15 protein-coding genes and 1 tRNA gene are annotated in these 15129 nt (G+C 68.3%); 7 read left to right on the top strand and 9 right to left on the bottom strand.

Going from position 1 to position 15129, the window contains the following annotated elements; genetic code table 11:
- Nucleotides 1–143: 143 nt before the first annotated feature.
- Nucleotides 144–1373 carry an aminotransferase class V-fold PLP-dependent enzyme gene (locus tag E4J89_RS13965; RefSeq protein ID WP_136786759.1) on the top strand — a complete coding sequence of 410 codons (1230 nt, stop codon included), beginning with the start codon at nt 144–146 and terminating at the stop codon, nt 1371–1373.
- Between the two features lie 84 nt (nt 1374–1457).
- Here the strand turns inward: E4J89_RS13965 and E4J89_RS13960 are convergent, their stop codons facing one another.
- The 5 genes from E4J89_RS13960 to E4J89_RS13940 all read right to left on the bottom strand — a co-directional run bounded on the left by E4J89_RS13960 (nt 1458) and on the right by E4J89_RS13940 (nt 6629).
- Complete coding sequence (locus E4J89_RS13960) at nt 1458–1970, bottom strand: N-acetyltransferase (RefSeq protein ID WP_136786758.1); 513 nt, start codon at nt 1968–1970, stop codon at nt 1458–1460.
- Nucleotides 1971–2000: 30 nt separating this feature from the next.
- On the bottom strand, nt 2001–3233 hold the full coding sequence (mshA, locus tag E4J89_RS13955) for a D-inositol-3-phosphate glycosyltransferase (protein WP_136786757.1): 1233 nt from the start codon (nt 3231–3233) through the stop codon (nt 2001–2003).
- A 119-nt stretch (nt 3234–3352) separates the two neighbouring features.
- The gene (locus E4J89_RS13950; RefSeq protein ID WP_136786756.1) at nt 3353–4720 is read right to left on the bottom strand and encodes an FAD-dependent oxidoreductase; all 1368 of its coding nucleotides are present in this window, start codon (nt 4718–4720) and stop codon (nt 3353–3355) included.
- Nucleotides 4713–5438, bottom strand: coding sequence for a class I SAM-dependent methyltransferase (locus E4J89_RS13945; RefSeq protein ID WP_346763388.1), 726 nt, complete (start codon nt 5436–5438; stop codon nt 4713–4715). The genes E4J89_RS13950 and E4J89_RS13945 overlap by 8 nt, the downstream gene beginning before the upstream one ends.
- Before the next feature lie 15 nt (nt 5439–5453).
- On the bottom strand, nt 5454–6629 hold the full coding sequence (locus E4J89_RS13940) for a type III polyketide synthase (RefSeq protein WP_136786755.1): 1176 nt from the start codon (nt 6627–6629) through the stop codon (nt 5454–5456).
- Nucleotides 6630–6759: 130 nt separating this feature from the next.
- Between E4J89_RS13940 and E4J89_RS13935 the strand changes: the two genes are divergently transcribed.
- A complete protein-coding gene (locus tag E4J89_RS13935) occupies nt 6760–7266 on the top strand; it encodes a hypothetical protein (RefSeq protein WP_136786754.1) in 507 nt (168 codons plus the stop codon).
- Nucleotides 7267–7375: 109 nt separating this feature from the next.
- Here E4J89_RS13935 and E4J89_RS13930 read toward each other — a convergent pair whose 3' ends face one another.
- The gene (locus E4J89_RS13930) at nt 7376–7927 is read right to left on the bottom strand and encodes a flavin reductase family protein (protein ID WP_136786753.1); all 552 of its coding nucleotides are present in this window, start codon (nt 7925–7927) and stop codon (nt 7376–7378) included.
- A gap of 107 nt (nt 7928–8034) precedes the next feature.
- Between E4J89_RS13930 and E4J89_RS13925 the strand changes: the two genes are divergently transcribed.
- Both E4J89_RS13925 and E4J89_RS13920 read left to right on the top strand, forming a co-directional pair.
- Complete coding sequence (locus E4J89_RS13925; protein ID WP_136786752.1) at nt 8035–9828, top strand: thiamine pyrophosphate-requiring protein; 1794 nt, start codon at nt 8035–8037, stop codon at nt 9826–9828.
- 56 nt (nt 9829–9884) lie between these two features.
- The gene (locus E4J89_RS13920) at nt 9885–10538 is read left to right on the top strand and encodes a DNA alkylation repair protein (protein WP_136786751.1); all 654 of its coding nucleotides are present in this window, start codon (nt 9885–9887) and stop codon (nt 10536–10538) included.
- Nucleotides 10539–10587: 49 nt separating this feature from the next.
- Here the strand turns inward: E4J89_RS13920 and E4J89_RS13915 are convergent.
- Nucleotides 10588–10671, bottom strand: a tRNA-Leu gene (locus E4J89_RS13915).
- A gap of 241 nt (nt 10672–10912) precedes the next feature.
- On the opposite strand from E4J89_RS13915, the gene E4J89_RS13910 reads away from it, so the two are divergent.
- Both E4J89_RS13910 and E4J89_RS13905 read left to right on the top strand, forming a co-directional pair.
- Nucleotides 10913–12217 carry a M20/M25/M40 family metallo-hydrolase gene (locus E4J89_RS13910; protein WP_136786750.1) on the top strand — a complete coding sequence of 435 codons (1305 nt, stop codon included), beginning with the start codon at nt 10913–10915 and terminating at the stop codon, nt 12215–12217.
- Between the two features lie 31 nt (nt 12218–12248).
- Nucleotides 12249–13406: an acyl-CoA dehydrogenase family protein gene (locus E4J89_RS13905; RefSeq protein ID WP_136786749.1), complete on the top strand. Its 1158-nt coding sequence runs from the start codon at nt 12249–12251 to the stop codon at nt 13404–13406.
- Between the two features lie 43 nt (nt 13407–13449).
- Here the strand turns inward: E4J89_RS13905 and E4J89_RS13900 are convergent, their stop codons facing one another.
- The gene (locus E4J89_RS13900; protein WP_136786748.1) at nt 13450–13683 is read right to left on the bottom strand and encodes a DUF5703 family protein; all 234 of its coding nucleotides are present in this window, start codon (nt 13681–13683) and stop codon (nt 13450–13452) included.
- A gap of 52 nt (nt 13684–13735) precedes the next feature.
- Here E4J89_RS13900 and E4J89_RS13895 point away from each other — a divergent pair, with 52 nt between their 5' ends.
- On the top strand, nt 13736–14014 hold the full coding sequence (locus E4J89_RS13895) for a hypothetical protein (RefSeq protein ID WP_136786747.1): 279 nt from the start codon (nt 13736–13738) through the stop codon (nt 14012–14014).
- Between the two features lie 14 nt (nt 14015–14028).
- Here the strand turns inward: E4J89_RS13895 and E4J89_RS13890 are convergent, their stop codons facing one another.
- A complete protein-coding gene (locus E4J89_RS13890; protein WP_136786746.1) occupies nt 14029–14964 on the bottom strand; it encodes an aldo/keto reductase in 936 nt (311 codons plus the stop codon).
- Nucleotides 14965–15129: the final 165 nt, after the last annotated feature.

Below are 15129 nucleotides of genomic sequence, written 5' to 3'. Positions count from 1 at the left end.
TTTGTGAACGAGGACGCGGTATGCGCCTTCTACTATGCCGTCGAACGGCGGATGTGGATATCGACAGCAACGGAAAACTTTTTTCTGATTCACCGTGCCCTTACCTCGCGCCCGGCCACGCCCACCGCCCTTATGCTGGCCGTATGACCACCGATGCTCAGCTTGCCGACCGCGCCCGGACGCTCGATGCCGCCGACCCGCTGGCGGGATACCGCACCCGATTTGTGGGCCACGACGACGAATCTGTCACCGCCTACCTGGACGGCAATTCACTGGGCCGGCCGCTGGCCGCCAGTGTGGACCGGGTCCGCGAGGTGATGCTGCAGCAGTGGGGCGGACGGCTGATCAGGGCCTGGGACGAGGGCTGGCTGGCGCTGCCCGAACGGGTCGGCGATGAATTGGGCCGCGTGGTGCTCGGCGCAGCCCCCGGCCAGTGCGTGGTGGCCGACTCCACCACCGTGCTGCTCTACAAGCTGGCAAGGGCAGCGATTGCGGCCCGCCCCGGCCGGACCCGCGTCCTGGTGGACCGGGACAATTTTCCCTCCGACCGCTTCATCGTGGAGGGCATCGCTGCCGAGTGCGGCTTGGAGTTGGACTGGCTCGAACCGCCGCATGGCGGGGGAGTCACCGCGGACGCCGTGCGCGCCGCCGTCGGGCCTGACACCGCGCTGGTGTTGCTCAGCCATGTGGCGTACCGCTCCGGATACATTGCCGACATCCCCGCCATCACCACCGCGGCGCACGACGCCGGTGCCCTGGTTTTGTGGGATCTGTGCCATTCCGCCGGGGTGCTGCCCGTGGAACTGGATGCGTGGGGCGTGGACCTGGCCGCAGGCTGCAGCTACAAGTACCTGAACGGCGGACCGGGCGCGCCCGCTTGGGCCTATGTGCGGACAGAACTCCAGCATTTCCAGCAGCCGATCCAGGGCTGGCTGGGCAGCAGTGAACCGTTCGAGATGGGCCAGGGCTACGAACCCGCCGGCGGTATCCGCCGGTTCACCTCCGGGACGCCGCCGATCATCGGGATGACGGCCATGCAGGACATGATCGCGCTGATCGATGAGGCCGGCCTGGCCGCTGTCCGGGACAAGTCCGTCGCCTTGACCGAATTCGCCATCGAAGCCGTGCAGGCCAGCCTGGCCGACTTCGGCGTCGTCGTCGCCTCCCCGTTGAATCCGGCCGAGCGCGGTGGACACGTCACGATCGACCATCCGGCGTTCAAACACGTCACGGCCCGGCTCTGGGAACAGGGCGTGATCCCGGACTTCCGCGAACCGGACGGTATCCGGCTGGGGCTCTCGCCGCTGTCCACCAGCTTTGCGGAAGTCTGGCGCGGCATCGCGGCAATTCGCGCCGAGCTGGAACGGGCCTGACGGCAAAGGGTGCGGCTGGAGGGGGCTCACCGACAAGGGCCTGACGGGAAAGCGCCCCGCCGGAGGGGCTTTACCGGAACGGGACTACCCGGCGTTGCGGACCATCCGGATCTCGTGCAGGCCGTCCCATAGGCCGGTCAGTGCTTCGCGGCGTCCGTCGGCGGCGAAGCCGTGCTTGCGGTAGAACGCCTGGGCGCGGGGATTGTCCTCGAGGACCCAGAGCAGCGCCGGCTGTCCACCGATCGCCGCCTCCAGCAGCTGCTGGCCCAAGCCGGTGCCGTGCGCCCGCTTCAGCGCATAGAGCATCTGCAGTTCGTACGGGACGCCGGCATCGCCGTCGTCATCCTGGGCCGGTCCGGCGCCGGCACACCCGATAATCAGGCCGGACGGATCCTCGGCGATCCACAACTCCGCGCCCGCGGCCAGGCCGCGAGACCACCAGTCGACCTGTTGCTCCCGCTGCGCGGCTTCGGCGGCAAAGAACGAGGCGGGACGCTGCTCGGCATACGTTTCCCGCCAGGCAGCCAACTTCATGTCCAGGGTTGCGGGAACATCATTGCTGGTGGCGCGGCGGACGCGGTAATCGGGAGTTGGCACCTATGAATCTTAGCGGTGCGCGAGGACCCGTCAGCGGCGGAAGTGGTCCACCGCCAGCTGGTAGCTGTGCGCCGTCAGCGCTGCGGTCTGCTCCCAGCCGAACGACGAGGCGTGCACCGCGGCGTTGACGCCCAGCCGCTGGCGGAACTCGGGGTAGTCGTGCAGTTCGCGCAGCGCACCGGCCCACCGCACAGGATCGTGTCCATCCACCAACAGTCCGGTGAGCCCGTGGCTGACCGCCACCGGCAACCCGCCCACGTTCGTGGCGACCACTGGTGTACCGCAGGCCTGCGCTTCCAGGGCCACCAGCCCGAAAGATTCGCTGAAGGACGGGACCGCCACCACATCGGCGCTGCGGAAGGTGGCCGCCAGTTCGGCAGGCTCCACCGGCGGCGAGAGCGTCACGACGTCTGCCAACCCCAGTTCCCGGGCCAGCGCCGGCAGGTCCAGTTCGGCGGCTCCGCTGGCCTCGCCGGTGATGGACATCCGCAGCCGGATATCCGGCCGTTCCCGGCGCAGTTCCGCCGCCGCGGCCAGTAGCACCTGGGGCCCTTTCAGCGCCTGGATCCGGCCGGCGAACACCAGGTGGAAGGTATCCGGGTCCAGCCCGGCAGCTGCCCGGTCCCGCTGCCGGCCCTCCGGACGGAAGGTCCGCAGGTCCACGCCGGGCGGGATCACGTCCACCGTCCCCTCGTCCGCGCCGTAGAGATCCACCAGCTCGGAAGCTTCATTCAGCGTATTGGCGATCAGCCGGCCGGCACCGGAGGCGATGGCCTGTTCGCCGCGGACCCGGGTTTCCGGCTCGGCTGCCTCGCCGGGCTGCAGGTGCAGATTCTTGACCAGCCCCATAGTGTGCATCGAATGTACCAGCGGAATCCGCCAGTCCCGCTGCAGGCGCAGTCCCACAGCACCTGAGAGCCAGTAGTGCGAGTGCAGCACGTCATACCGGGCCCCGTCCCGCTCCGCGAACCGCCGTAGTGACGCTTCCAGCGCGGCCAGCCGCAGCGGCACCTCTTCCTTGGCCACGGTGTCCGCCGGCGCCCCGTCCAGATGGATCACGCGCACGCCTGCCCGGGGATGCTCCACCGGCTCCTGGCCGTCATGTTGGGAGCGGGTGAAAACGTCGACGGCGGTGCCCAACGCTGCTTGTTCCCTCGCCAGCGCGCGGACATAGACGTTCATGCCGCCGGCATCGCCCCCGCCGGGCCGGGCCAGCGGCGAGGTATGCAACGAGAGCACGGCGATGCGGTCCGCGCCGACCATGCTCCACCTCCGTGCTGTGCTCGGCCGGTACCTCTCCAGCCGTGGGAAACCGGCGTGCTGCCGAATTTGTCTAGCAGCAACTTTAGCCGTCCGGACAGGCGGCAGCCGCCCGATGACGATCAGTGCATGGTGAAGCGGCTGGCCACCGCGTCCTGGGCACCGGGTATGTGGGTCAGCGCGGCGAACACGTGGTTGCGGGCGGCGAGCACTGCCGAGGGCAGCGGCCGACCCAACGCCATGTTCAGATGCGCCTGCCACGTGGCGGTGGCGGCAGCCCGCCGCCGGTCCGCCTCGAACTGCCGCAGCGCCCGCGCCGTCGGCTCGCCGCGCAGCGCCGCGGCCATGATCGGAGCCAGGGCAGCCGCGTCCAGCCAGCCCAGGTTCATGCCCTGCCCGCCGATCGGGCTGATTTGATGTGCCGCATCGCCAATCAGGGCCAGCCGCCCCGAAATTAGCCGACGCGGCATCCTGGAACTGACCGAGAAGGCGCTCAGCATGGAGCAGCTGTCCGGCTCCGGGCCACCGCCGGTACGCCGCGCGATCAGCGAGGCCAGGCCGGCAGCGGTGGGATGGCTGACCACGCCGGGCATCCTCGCCACCCAGCGCCGGGTGCCCCCGGGCAGCGGAAACGATTCGACGATGCCACCGGCCTCCAGATAGAGCACTGCAGTGCTGCCGTCGGCGGTGCCGTCGGCGGTGCCGTCGGCGAAATCTCCCATCAGGTAGGCATCCGGATACATCCGCGTTCGCACCGTGACGCCGCGTTGCCGGCGTAGCGCGGAGTACGCGCCGTCGGCCGCGACGACCAGACGGGCGCGGATTGATACCTCGCCCGGGTCCGCGGCATGCCCAGCATCCGGGACCGTTGCAGCTCCCGCCTCGCCCGCGCAAGTTTCCGAACCCGGCGCTATGCCGGCGCGGGTTCCCGCTCCCGCCGCCTCGCCCACGCAAGTTTCCGAACCCGGCCCTATGCCCGCGCGTGTTCCCGCTCCTGGCCTCGCGCCCAGGCGACAGGAGAGCGTGACGGTTGCCCCGTCGTCGTCCGCGCTGTACACCTGTACGCCGCGCCGCAGGGCGCCCGGAAGCAGCCCTTCCAACTGCTCCTCCAGCAATTGTTCGGTGATCACCTGCGGTACGGCCAGCACGTAGGGATGCGGGCCGGGCACGGACGCAAAGGACAGCGAGGCGACCTCGCGGCCGCGGCTGCGGGCCGTGCCCCGGCGGATGCGGACCCCGGCCGCCAGCAGTGCAGCACCCACGCCCGCGTCATCCAGCACGGCCAGGGCCGGCGGATGGATCCCGATCGCCCGGGAGTGGCTGCTCCGCGCCGTCCGTTGCTCCAGCACGGTGACGTCCAATCCGTGCCTGGCCAGCAGGATGGCCGTGAACAGCCCCACCGGCCCGCCGCCCACGACGGCGACGTCGTGCAGCGTGTCCTCCGCCCGTCGCGTACTTCTCCGGTGCCGCGGGGCCAGCAGCTCAGCCATGGGTCCCACGGACCAGCAGCTGCCGGAAGGGTGAATCGCGAACCACCTGCCAGTCCGGCGGCACGGCGGCGCGCAGTTCCGCGGGCGTGTAGCTGCGGCGAATGGAGGTCAGGCCGTCGCGGCGGATTAAGGAGCGGTGGAAAAACGGCAGCGTCCCGGCGGCGAACAGCACATAAGCCGGACGGCTGCGGATGATGTCGCTGTGCACCGCGAGGGAACGCGCCAACTGCCCCGAGTCCTGCAGCAGTCCGGCGAGTTCAGCGTCGGTCAAGTGGTGAAGCAAGTGGTTGGACACCACCGCATCGAAGCGACGCCCTTCGGCAACCAGCTCCGAGCTGAAGGCCTGCCGGAACTCCAGTCCCGGCAGTTGAGGGCGCGATGTGGCGAAGGCGTGGGCCCGCGGGTCGGGGTCGATGGCGGTGATCCGCAGGCCCAGGCCGTCGCGGGCGGCCCAGCGCGCCAGCATCCGCGGCACGTCGCCGCCACCGGAGCCGATGTCCAGCAAGGCGGGGTGCTCCACCGCGGCCAGCCGCGGCCGGAGCAGCCGGCGGTAGATGCCGTGCCAGCCCGAGACCGCCCGGTTGATCAGCGGAAACTGGGCATAGGTGCGCCGCAGCATGGCCGGATCGCAGTCCGGTTTGTCCATTTCCTCCATCGCGTCCACGGCGCGGACGGCGAGGAACGGTGACCGGCTGTGCACCGGAGAGGGGGAGGCCACGGCGGTCCGTTCCGGCTACACCGCGGCTGCAGCGATGGCGTCTCGGGGGTGCGGCGTCACGGCCGGGACAGTCTTGGTAAACAGGCCGGTCTCCACCGTCAGCCCGGGGCCGAAGGCCATGGAGCAGATCCGTTCCTCCGCGGCGCCCGCTGGCTGCTCCAGAATGTGCTTGAGCACGAACATCACCGTGGCGCTGGACATATTCCCGTACCGCCGCAGCGTTTCACGGGCGGGCATCAGCTGCTCCTCGGTCAGCGCCAGTTTGGCCTCCACCTTGTCCAGAATGCTCCGTCCACCCGGGTGGATCGCCCAGTGCTCGATGTCGCGGTACGGTTTGGCCGCCAGCGCCGGTTCACGGGCCAGCAGCGGCTCCAGCGCGCCGACAATGTGTTCGTCGATGATGTGCGGAACGTACGTGCCCAGCACCATCTCGAAGCCTTCGTCGCCGATATTCCAGGCCATGGATTCTTCGCCCACCGGGGTGAGGATGGTTTCAAAGTGGTCCAGCCGGATGCCCGGCCCGGAATGCTCCAGTTCGCGTGCGGTGATGACCGCGGCTGCGGCGCCGTCCGCGAACAGCGAGGACCCCACAATGGTGTCCGGGTCGTTGGACGTGCGCACATGCAGCGTGCACAGTTCCGCCGTCACCACCATGACCACGGCTTCGGGGTCCGCGTCGCAGAACAACTTGGCCGCCCGGAGCGCAGGGAATGCCGCGTAGCAGCCCATGAACCCCAGGTGATAGCGCTGCACGCCGGGATTGAGTCCGAGTGCGCGGACCACTTTGTAGTCCGGGCCGGGGTTGAAGAATCCGGTGCAGGAGACGGTGATCAGGTGCGTGATGTCCGCCGGGCCGATCCCGTCGCACGCGGCCAGCGCCTTGCCGGCGGCTTCGATGAACAGCGGAGTGGCCTTGTGCGCGAAAAAATCGTTGCGCACCTTGGTGCTGGGGGAGAGCAGCTCCCGGGATCCGGCGTCGAAAAACACCGGTTGTTCGGCCCGCTTCGCCGTGGTGAGTTCGTCGACGGCGGTGTGCCGCGTGTCGATGCCGGACTGGTCGAACGAGGTGGTCACCAGCCGCTGGCCCAGGCGCGTCAGCCCGGTCTGGGCGGCAAACACGTCACGCGCCTCGGCCTGGATCAGGATCGTTTCCGGAACAGCGGTTTCCAGGGACCTCAGCGTGACCGTCATAGTCCATTCATAGGGCAGGAGGCCGGGGAACACAATGGACCGGCCGCGCGGATTCCCGGCTGAACCGCATCACCGGCGTGCACGTCTTACCCGTTGACGGCCCTGCCCGGAGTCTAAGGAGCGGAATGCGATGGACTACGAAGTCAATGCGCTGCCGCTGCACGTGCTCCTGGTCCACGCCACGGTGGTGTTCATTCCACTCACCGCGCTGTGCATTGTGCTCAGCGTCCTCTGGCCGGCGGCCCGGCGCCGATTGGGGATCGTGACACCGCTGATGGCGCTGTTCGCGTTGGTGCTGGTGCCGGTATCCCAGCAGGCGGGGCACTGGTTGTTCCTGCGCATCGACCAGACGCCACTGGCCATGGAACACATGCGCCTGGGTGACATGATGCTGCCGTGGGTGATCGGCCTGTTCATCACGGCGCTGGGCCTGTGGCTCTGGTTCCGTTATGGCACGACGGCGGCGGCCTCCTGGCGGCGCAGGCTCGGCGCCGGGTACCGCATCATTGCGGCGGTGCTGGTCGTCGTCGTGCTGGCGGTGTGTGCCGGTGCCACGGTGGCGGTGGTGCTGACCGGCGAGTCCGGTTCGCGGGCGGTCTGGGAAGGCCGCTTTTCCGAGCCACCTCCGTTGCCATAGGCGGGCGTCCGACGCTGCCTTAGCCCGGCGTGGGCCGCTGCCGTAGCCCGGCGTCCGCCGCTGATCCGCCCTTACTGCGCTGGCCGCCCAAACTGCGCTGACCGCCGCGCTACCGGCGCAGGCGGTGGTAGGAGGATGCGAAGTGGATCAGCGGATCGGCGCTTTGCGTGCCGGAGGCATCCCGGCCCATGGCCAGCACCTCGCCCACGATCAGCGAATGGGTCGCCGCCGGATGCACCGCGCTGGTCTTCAGTTCGAACCACGCCGCCGCTCCGCCGATCACGGCCGCGCCGGTGGCCGGGCCGCGCCGGAACGGAACCTGGTTGAGCAGGCCCTCCACCGGGTTCCCGGGACTCGCCAGCCAGTTCGCGGTGCCCTGGTGCTGGGCCGCCAGCAGGCTTAACGCCCAGGTCCCGGAACTGGTCACCGCGTCACAGATGCGGGACTCCTCGAAGAGGCTGACGAGCATGGTGGGCGGGTCATAGGAGACCGAGAGATAACCGCTGACGGTTGCCGCGTAGTCCCGGTTCCGCCACCGCGTGGACACCACCGCCACGCCCGAGGCGATGTCGGCGCTCAGGGTGCGGTACAGGTCGATGTCCCGCTGATCCGGGCCGTCCGGCCGAATCTGCTGGCCCGCAAGTTCTCCGTCCAGTTCCATGCCGTCATCTTTGCACGCGGTACCGGGCGCGGCTGGCCGGAGGGTTCATCGCGCCAACAACCGATGGTAGAAAGTAAGCATCCTGATCATGACGAGTGGAGCAAACTATGGCCCAGCGGCTGGTGGCAGACCTTATGGTTGAACGGCTGCACGCCTGGCAGGTACCCCGCATCTTCGGTTACAGCGGGGACGGCATCAACACCTTCATGGGCGCGCTGCGGCGGGCCGGGACCGTGGAGTTCGTCCAGGCCCGGCATGAAGAGAACGCCGCTTTTATGGCCGTGGGCCACGCCAAGTACACGGGCGGGGTGGGTGCGGTCACCTCCACGCAGGGACCCGGCGCAGTGCACCTGCTCAACGGACTCTACGATGCCGCGTTGGACAGCGTGCCGGTGGTGGCGATCATTGGCCAGCAGGCGCGCACCGTGCTCGGTTCCGGTTACATGCAGGAGGTGGACCTGTCCACCCTCACCAAGGACGTAGCCGTCTACCGGCAGCAGGTCAGCAGTGCTGAGCAGGTTCCGCTGGTCATGGACCGGGCGTTCAAGGCAGCGCTGGCAGGCCGCGGTCCCGCCGTCGTGATCATTCCGCACGATATCCAAAAACAGCCCGTTCCCGAACTCGAGCACACGCACGGCATTCTGGCCACCGCACCGGTGTGGCGTCCGGGACAGCTGGTGCCGCGACCCGAGGATCTGCGTGCTGCCGCCGACGTCCTCAATGCCGGACAGCGGGTGGCCCTGTTGGTGGGGCAGGGGGCGCGCGAGGCCGGTGAGCAAGTGGTGGCGGTGGCCGAGAAGCTCGGCGCCGGCATCACCACCAGCCTGCTGGGCAAACCGTATGTGGATGAGTCGCTGCCGTTCGCGGCCGGGACCATGGGCCATCTAGGAACCGGAGCCAGCGGCCAGCTGCTCGGGAACTGCGACACCTTGCTGATTGTTGGCTCGAACGACCCGTGGACCGAGTTCTATCCGCCGCCCGGGGCTGCGCGGGCAGTGCAGATCGATAACAATTCAGGCGCCATCGGCAACCGTTATCCGGTCGAGGCAGCGCTGACCGGCGACGCCGCCAGCACCCTGGAGGCGCTGCTGCCGCTGCTCGAGGACCGGGCGTCCAGCCCGTGGCGGGAGCAGCTGGAAGGCTGGGTCCGGGAATCGCGTGAACTCTCACGGAAACGCGCGATGACTCCGGCGCGGCCGGTCAACCCCGAGCGGGTGGCGTTCGAGCTCAGCGCACGGTTCCCGCCCGACGGCTGGCTCGCCGTCGACGTGGGCAGTTCTGTGTACTGGTATGCCCGGCAGCTCCGCCTGCCGCCCGGTGCGCAAGCGCACCTGTCCAGCACGCTGGCAAGCATGGGCTGTTCGCTGCCCTACGGCATTGCCGCCAAGCTCTCGGCCCCCGAGCGGCCCGTCGTGGTGCTCAGCGGCGACGGGGCGATGCAGATGAGCGGCCTGGCCGAACTGATCACCGTCAGCCGGCTCTGGAAACAGTGGCTGGACCCGCGTTTTGCCGTCTGCGTGCTCAACAACCGGGAGCTGGCCGAAGTGACCTGGGAACAGCGCGAGATGGAGGCCGAACCACGTTTCGCCGACAGCCAGGCGCTGCCGGATGTCGACTACGCCGGCTATGCACGCCTGCTGGGGTTGCAGGGGAAACGGGTCGAGGATCCTGAGCAGCTTGGTGCCGCGTGGGACGAGGCGCTGGCAGCCGACCGGCCCTACCTGATCGAAGTCATCACGGACCCCGACGTTCCGCTGCTCCCGCCGTTCCCTGCCGGCCGGGACAAGGCCCAGACCATGGAGCAGGCCCTGGCGGAAGAGGGTACGGCGTCCGTCGGCGCCAGGCAACTCCTGCGGACCTACACCGAGCAGGAAGAGTCCGCCAACGGTCAGCAGAATTAGCACGCCGGGGCCAGCCCCGGCTCGACAGCGCCAGCGGTGAACGAAAGAATCCTGGGATGAGTGAGGCGGCTGAGTTCATCGACTCCACCTTGCAGCGGGAGGCTACGGAGGAACGGGCGCGGGCGGCGCATGACCCGGGTGACGGCCTGCGGTACTACGGGGCGTCCGTCGGCGCAGTGCGGGGCACGGTGCGCGATGTGGGGCGGAAATTCCGGCCTTGGTCCCATGACCAAGTCACAGCCCTCAGCTCCGAATTGTGGACGCGGCCGGTCTTCGAACTGCGGCTGGCCGCCGTGGTGCTGCTGCAGTCCAACCTCAGCCTGCTGCTGAACTCCGACCTGACCCGGATTGAGGGATTCCTGCGGGACGCCCGCACGGCGGCGTTGGTGGATCCGCTCGCGGTGGACGTCGTGGGCCCCTTGATCAGCGGGCTGGCGGACCAGTCCCGGGCGCGGGCCGAGGCAATCCTGGATCGTTGGGCGCGGGAGCCGGACCCTTGGCTGCGCCGGGCCGCGATCCTTGCTCCGCTGCGGGCGCTGCGTGCCGCCAGCATCGACGCGGAGGAGGTGGTGCGGCGGGCCAGGGCTGCAGCGGCGGGCGGTGACAGTGACATCGTCCGGGAAGGTGTGGCCAGGCTCTGCACCGAGGTGAAGAAAATTGTCCCCGGCCGGGTATCATCGCTCCACCTGCCATGCTGCACCGCAACATAGCGGGTGTCAGGGGACACAAAAAAGCCCCGGATTCCCGGGGCTTTCTCTGTGCGCAGGAAGGGACTCGAACCCTCACCCTCAATAAGAGGACTAGCACCTCAAGCTAGCGCGTCTACCATTCCGCCACCCGCGCAGGTGGAGTTTTCGATGGATGATCAGGAGCCCTCAGGCGCACTGATTCCGTCGAAAGCAGCGAGAAAAACTCTAACATGTTTTGTCCGAAGTGTTGAATCGGCCGCGCGGCATGCCCGGCGGTGCGCGCCGCACGCAGCGGCCCCGGCCCGGAACCGCAGCGGCGCAGCGCGGCGCTGCTGCTGGTTCTGGCACTTTGGCTGGATAGGCTGGGGACAGACACCTACTTCGAGGGAGCCGTCATGACCGTACCGAACCCGCACGACGAAGTGGTCCGGATCTGCCAGGAACTGATCCGGATCGACACCTCCAACTACGGCAACAACGAGGGCCCGGGGGAGAGGCAAGCCGCCGAATATACCGCTGGCCTGCTGGAAGAAGCCGGGCTGGCCACCGAGGTGTTCGAGTCCGCGCCCCACCGGACGTCCGTCGTTTCACGGATGGCCGGCTCGGATCCCTCGGCCCCGGCGCTGGTGGTGCACGGCCATCTTGATGTGGTCCCGGCGCAGGCGGACGACTGGCAGGTGGATCCGTTCAGCGGCGAGGAGCGGGACGGGCTGATCTGGGGCCGCGGGGCCGTGGACATGAAGGACATGGACGCGATGATCCTCTCAGTGGCGAGGCACATGTCCCGCAGCGGCATCCAGCCCCGCCGGGACATCGTCTTCGCTTTCTTCGCCGATGAAGAAGCGGGCGGTACCTACGGCGCGCGGTGGGCGGTGGAGAACCGGCCGGAGCTTTTCGACGGCGCCACCGAGGCCATCTCGGAAGTGGGCGGTTTCTCGGCCACCATTGGCGGCCGGCGAGCGTACCTGCTGCAGACCGCGGAGAAGGGGATCGCCTGGCTGCGCCTCGCCGTCGCCGGCCGCGCAGGCCACGGTTCGCAGATCAACACCGACAACGCGGTCACCACACTGGCCGCCGCCGTCGGGCGGATCGGATCACACCAGTGGCCCATCGAATTGACGGATACCACCCGGCAGTTCCTGGACGGCGTCACCGAACTCACCGGCGTGGAATTTGATCCGGACAACCCGGAGATTCTGCTCAAGGAGCTGGGGACCGTGGCCCGTTTTGTGGGCGCCACGCTGCAGAACACCTCGAACCCCACCGTGCTGAAGGCCGGCTACAAAGAGAACGTGATCCCCGGGCTGGCCGAGGCGCGAATCGACGCCCGGACGCTGCCAGGCCAGGAAGAGCTGGTGCTCGCCACCATCCGCGAGCTGGCGGGCCCGGACGTGGACGTGAGCTACGTGCACCAGGACAGGTCCTTGGAAGTCCCGTTTGCCGGCAATCTGGTGGACGCCATGGTGGACTCGCTGAAGCTTGAGGACCCGGACGCCGTGGTGCTGCCGTACACCCTCTCCGGCGGCACCGACAACAAGTCGCTGGCCCGGCTGGGCATCACCGGTTACGGTTTCGCGCCGCTGCGGCTGCCCGAAGAGCTGGACTTCCCCGGCATGTTCCACGGCGTGGACGAACGGGTGCCGGTGGAGTCGCTGAAGTTCGGCACCCGCGTGCTGCAGCGGCTGCTCACCACCTACTGATCTCTGCACCAACAACGAAAGGACCACCGGCATGCCTGCCAGTGTTGAAGAACTGCTCCCGGACTCACTGCTGGAAACCATCCGCGGACGGGCCGCAGGCTACGACGAGGCGAACAGCTTTTTCCACGAGGACTTCGCCGATCTGGTTGAGGCCGGCTACCTGAAAATGTTCGTGCCGGAGGAAGACGGCGGACTCGGCTACTCGTTGGAAGAGGCAACCCGGGCTCAAATGCGGCTGGCTGGCGCCGCCCCGGCCACCGCGCTGGCGGTCAACATGCACTTGGTCTGGACCGGTGTTGCCAGCGTGCTCAAGGCCCGAGGCGACAACAGCCTCGATTATGTCCTGGCCGAGGCCGGCCGCGGCGAAGTCTTTGGCTTCGGCGTTTCCGAAGCCGGCAACGACCAGGTGCTCTTCGACTCCCGGACCGTAGCGGCGCCCCGCGCTGACGGCGGCTATGAGTTCACCGGGACGAAGGTCTTCACCAGCCTCTCTCCGGCGTGGACCCGGCTGGGCGTCTTTGGCCGGGACGACTCCGGCGAGGCCCCGCAGCTGGTCTGGGGGTTCATCGACCGCGACAAGCCGGGCTACCGGATCAAGGACGACTGGAACACGCTGGGCATGCGCGCCAGCCAGTCCAACACCACCGTGCTGGAAGGCGCAGTGGCAGCGCCGGACCGGATCTTCCGGAAACTGCCGGTGGGCCCCAACCCTGATGTGTTGATCTTCGGCATCTTCGCGTGCTTCGAAATCCTGCTCTCGTCCGTGTATGCGGGGATCGGCACCCGCGCCCTGGACCTGGCCGTGGAAGCCGTGCACCGCCGTCGTTCTTTGAAGACAGGCAAGAGCTACGCGCAGGATCCGGACATCCGCTGGCGGGTGGCCGATGCCGCCCTCGCGATGGACGGCTTGTACCCGCAGCTGGCATCCATCGCCCTTGATGTGGACACGCTGGCCGACCACGGCGGGCTGTGGTTCGCCAAACTGGCCGGGATCAAAATCAGGGCCACCGAGACGGCCAAGGACGTGGTGGAAAAAGCCGTCCGCGTCTCCGGCGGCGGCGGATACTTCCGCGGTCGGGAGCTGGAGCGCCTGTACCGGGACGTGTTGGCCGGGCTGTACCACCCCTCCGACAACGAGTCGGCGCACAGCACCATTGCCACGGCTTGGCTGGGGCCGTTGGACGACTGACCCGGACCGCCCGGGCGGTGCGCGCCGCACCGTTCGGGCTGGTTCAGGCGGTGCGTTCGACCCGGAGCACCCGGCGGCGCAGCCAGTACTTGCGGCCGCCGCCCAGATACAACCGGGTGCGCACCAAATCCCACTTGCCGTACTCGGCGTGGTCGGTCAACACCCGGCGTGCTTCGCCAATGGATTCGTCCTTGTTGACGGTGAGGACCAGGTATTCGTACTGCCGGGCGTAGTCGCGTTCGCGGGTGACAGCGGCACCCAGAAATTGTTCTCTCATTGCCCTCCTGTTCTCTTCACTTATTCTCCACATTGCGGCTAACGTCTACACCATGAGCATTGATCCGCGTGTCGCACTTGAGTCACTGGTTTCCGCGCTGCAGGAACATCTGGCCGCCGCTTCGAGCCGCCGGGGTGAAGACGATCCTGCCGTGGAAGCAGCGTTCTCGTCCATTATGGAATCCTTCGAGACCTACGAAGACGCGCTCTACGATGCTTACGGCGAAGTGACACCGCTGGTAATTTACGACGAGTCCGATGACGAGGACATGGACGACCCCGACGACGTCGTCGATCCGTTCGACGACGATCTGGAAATCGAAGAAAAGTAGCGCCGAACCTCAGGTCAGGGCGCGGAAATTTCATCCAGGACCTGCGCGATCTCCGCAGGCAAGGCATCCAGCGGAGCCTTGAGGATCTCGTCCAGCTGCGCCGGAGTCCGCGGCCCCACGACGGCGGTGCCGACCGTGGGCCGCTGCAGCACCCAGCTCAGCGCCAGATCCAGCGGCTGGACGTCCAGGCCACGGGCGGCCGTGGCCAGCGCATCCACAATCCTGGCCGGTCGGCCGGCCAGATACGGTTCCACAAAGCCGGCATGTTGTTCGGAAGCGGCGCGGGAATCGGCGGGCGTGCCGGTGCGGTATTTGCCGGTCAGGACGCCACGGCCCAGCGGCGACCACGCCATCAGGCCCGGGCCCAGCGCAGTGGCTGCCGGAATCACCTCGTGTTCCGGCCGGCGCTGCAGCAGCGAGTACTCGTTCTGCACCGCGACCAGCGGAACCGGACTGACCGAGACCGCCCGGGCCAGCTGCCAGCCGGAGTAGTTGGACACACCCACATAGCGCGCGCGGCCGGAGGACACGGCATGTTCCAGCGCGGACAGGGTTTCTTCCAGCGGAGCCGAGGCGTCGTCCCAGAGATGCACCAGCCAGACGTCCAGGTAGTCGGTGCCCAGCCGCGCCAGGCTTGCGTCCAGGCTGCGCAACATGGCGCCGCGGGACGTGTCCACCTCGCGCCGGCCCTCGCTCCGGGTCACGCCGGCCTTGGAGACCACCAGCACCTCCTGCCGGGGAACCAACTCGCCCAGGAAGGCACCGAGCATCGCCTCGCTCCGGCCCTCGGCGTAGGGCGCGGCGGTGTCCACCAGCGTGCCGCCGGCGTCGAGGTAGGCGCGCAGCATGGCACCGGCGGCTTCCTCGTCCGTCTCCTCGCCCCAGGTCATCGTTCCCAGCGACAGCTGCGGGACCTTCAGCCCGCTGTTACCCAAGCGCTTGTGCTCCATATAGCCAGCTTATGGCCTGCGGTGCCGTGGCCTTGGCAGCGGCCCGCCGACGCCGTGCCCGAGGTCCTGCCTGGCCGCGGGAGGGAGCCCAGTCCTCATACCGTGGGGTGATCTTCGCCCGGGGACTGTGTCTGGTTCCGTTTCCGGGGCCCGCGTGCCATAGGG

Source organism: Arthrobacter sp. CAU 1506 (assembly GCF_005047635.1).
Taxonomy (GTDB): domain Bacteria; phylum Actinomycetota; class Actinomycetes; order Actinomycetales; family Micrococcaceae; genus Crystallibacter.
The sequence above is the reverse complement of the archived record's forward strand: the minus strand, read 5'-3'. Positions and strand labels throughout refer to the sequence as shown.

What these genes read in the sequence shown, in the direction of transcription:
- mshA (WP_136786757.1), bottom strand. Translation starts at nt 3,233, where the DNA reads ATGGTCGGCGCGGACCGCATCGCCGTGCTCTCGTTGCATACCTCGCCG.
- E4J89_RS13930 (WP_136786753.1), bottom strand. Translation starts at nt 7,927, where the DNA reads ATGGAACTGGACGGAGAACTTGCGGGCCAGCAGATTCGGCCGGACGGC.
- E4J89_RS13905 (WP_136786749.1), top strand. Translation starts at nt 12,249, where the DNA reads ATGCCTGCCAGTGTTGAAGAACTGCTCCCGGACTCACTGCTGGAAACC.
- E4J89_RS13940 (WP_136786755.1), bottom strand. Translation starts at nt 6,629, where the DNA reads ATGACGGTCACGCTGAGGTCCCTGGAAACCGCTGTTCCGGAAACGATC.
- E4J89_RS13895 (WP_136786747.1), top strand. Translation starts at nt 13,736, where the DNA reads ATGAGCATTGATCCGCGTGTCGCACTTGAGTCACTGGTTTCCGCGCTG.
- E4J89_RS13900 (WP_136786748.1), bottom strand. Translation starts at nt 13,683, where the DNA reads ATGAGAGAACAATTTCTGGGTGCCGCTGTCACCCGCGAACGCGACTAC.
- E4J89_RS13950 (WP_136786756.1), bottom strand. Translation starts at nt 4,720, where the DNA reads ATGGCTGAGCTGCTGGCCCCGCGGCACCGGAGAAGTACGCGACGGGCG.
- E4J89_RS13890 (WP_136786746.1), bottom strand. Translation starts at nt 14,964, where the DNA reads ATGGAGCACAAGCGCTTGGGTAACAGCGGGCTGAAGGTCCCGCAGCTG.
- E4J89_RS13910 (WP_136786750.1), top strand. Translation starts at nt 10,913, where the DNA reads ATGACCGTACCGAACCCGCACGACGAAGTGGTCCGGATCTGCCAGGAA.
- E4J89_RS13920 (WP_136786751.1), top strand. Translation starts at nt 9,885, where the DNA reads ATGAGTGAGGCGGCTGAGTTCATCGACTCCACCTTGCAGCGGGAGGCT.
- E4J89_RS13965 (WP_136786759.1), top strand. Translation starts at nt 144, where the DNA reads ATGACCACCGATGCTCAGCTTGCCGACCGCGCCCGGACGCTCGATGCC.
- E4J89_RS13935 (WP_136786754.1), top strand. Translation starts at nt 6,760, where the DNA reads ATGGACTACGAAGTCAATGCGCTGCCGCTGCACGTGCTCCTGGTCCAC.
- E4J89_RS13925 (WP_136786752.1), top strand. Translation starts at nt 8,035, where the DNA reads ATGGCCCAGCGGCTGGTGGCAGACCTTATGGTTGAACGGCTGCACGCC.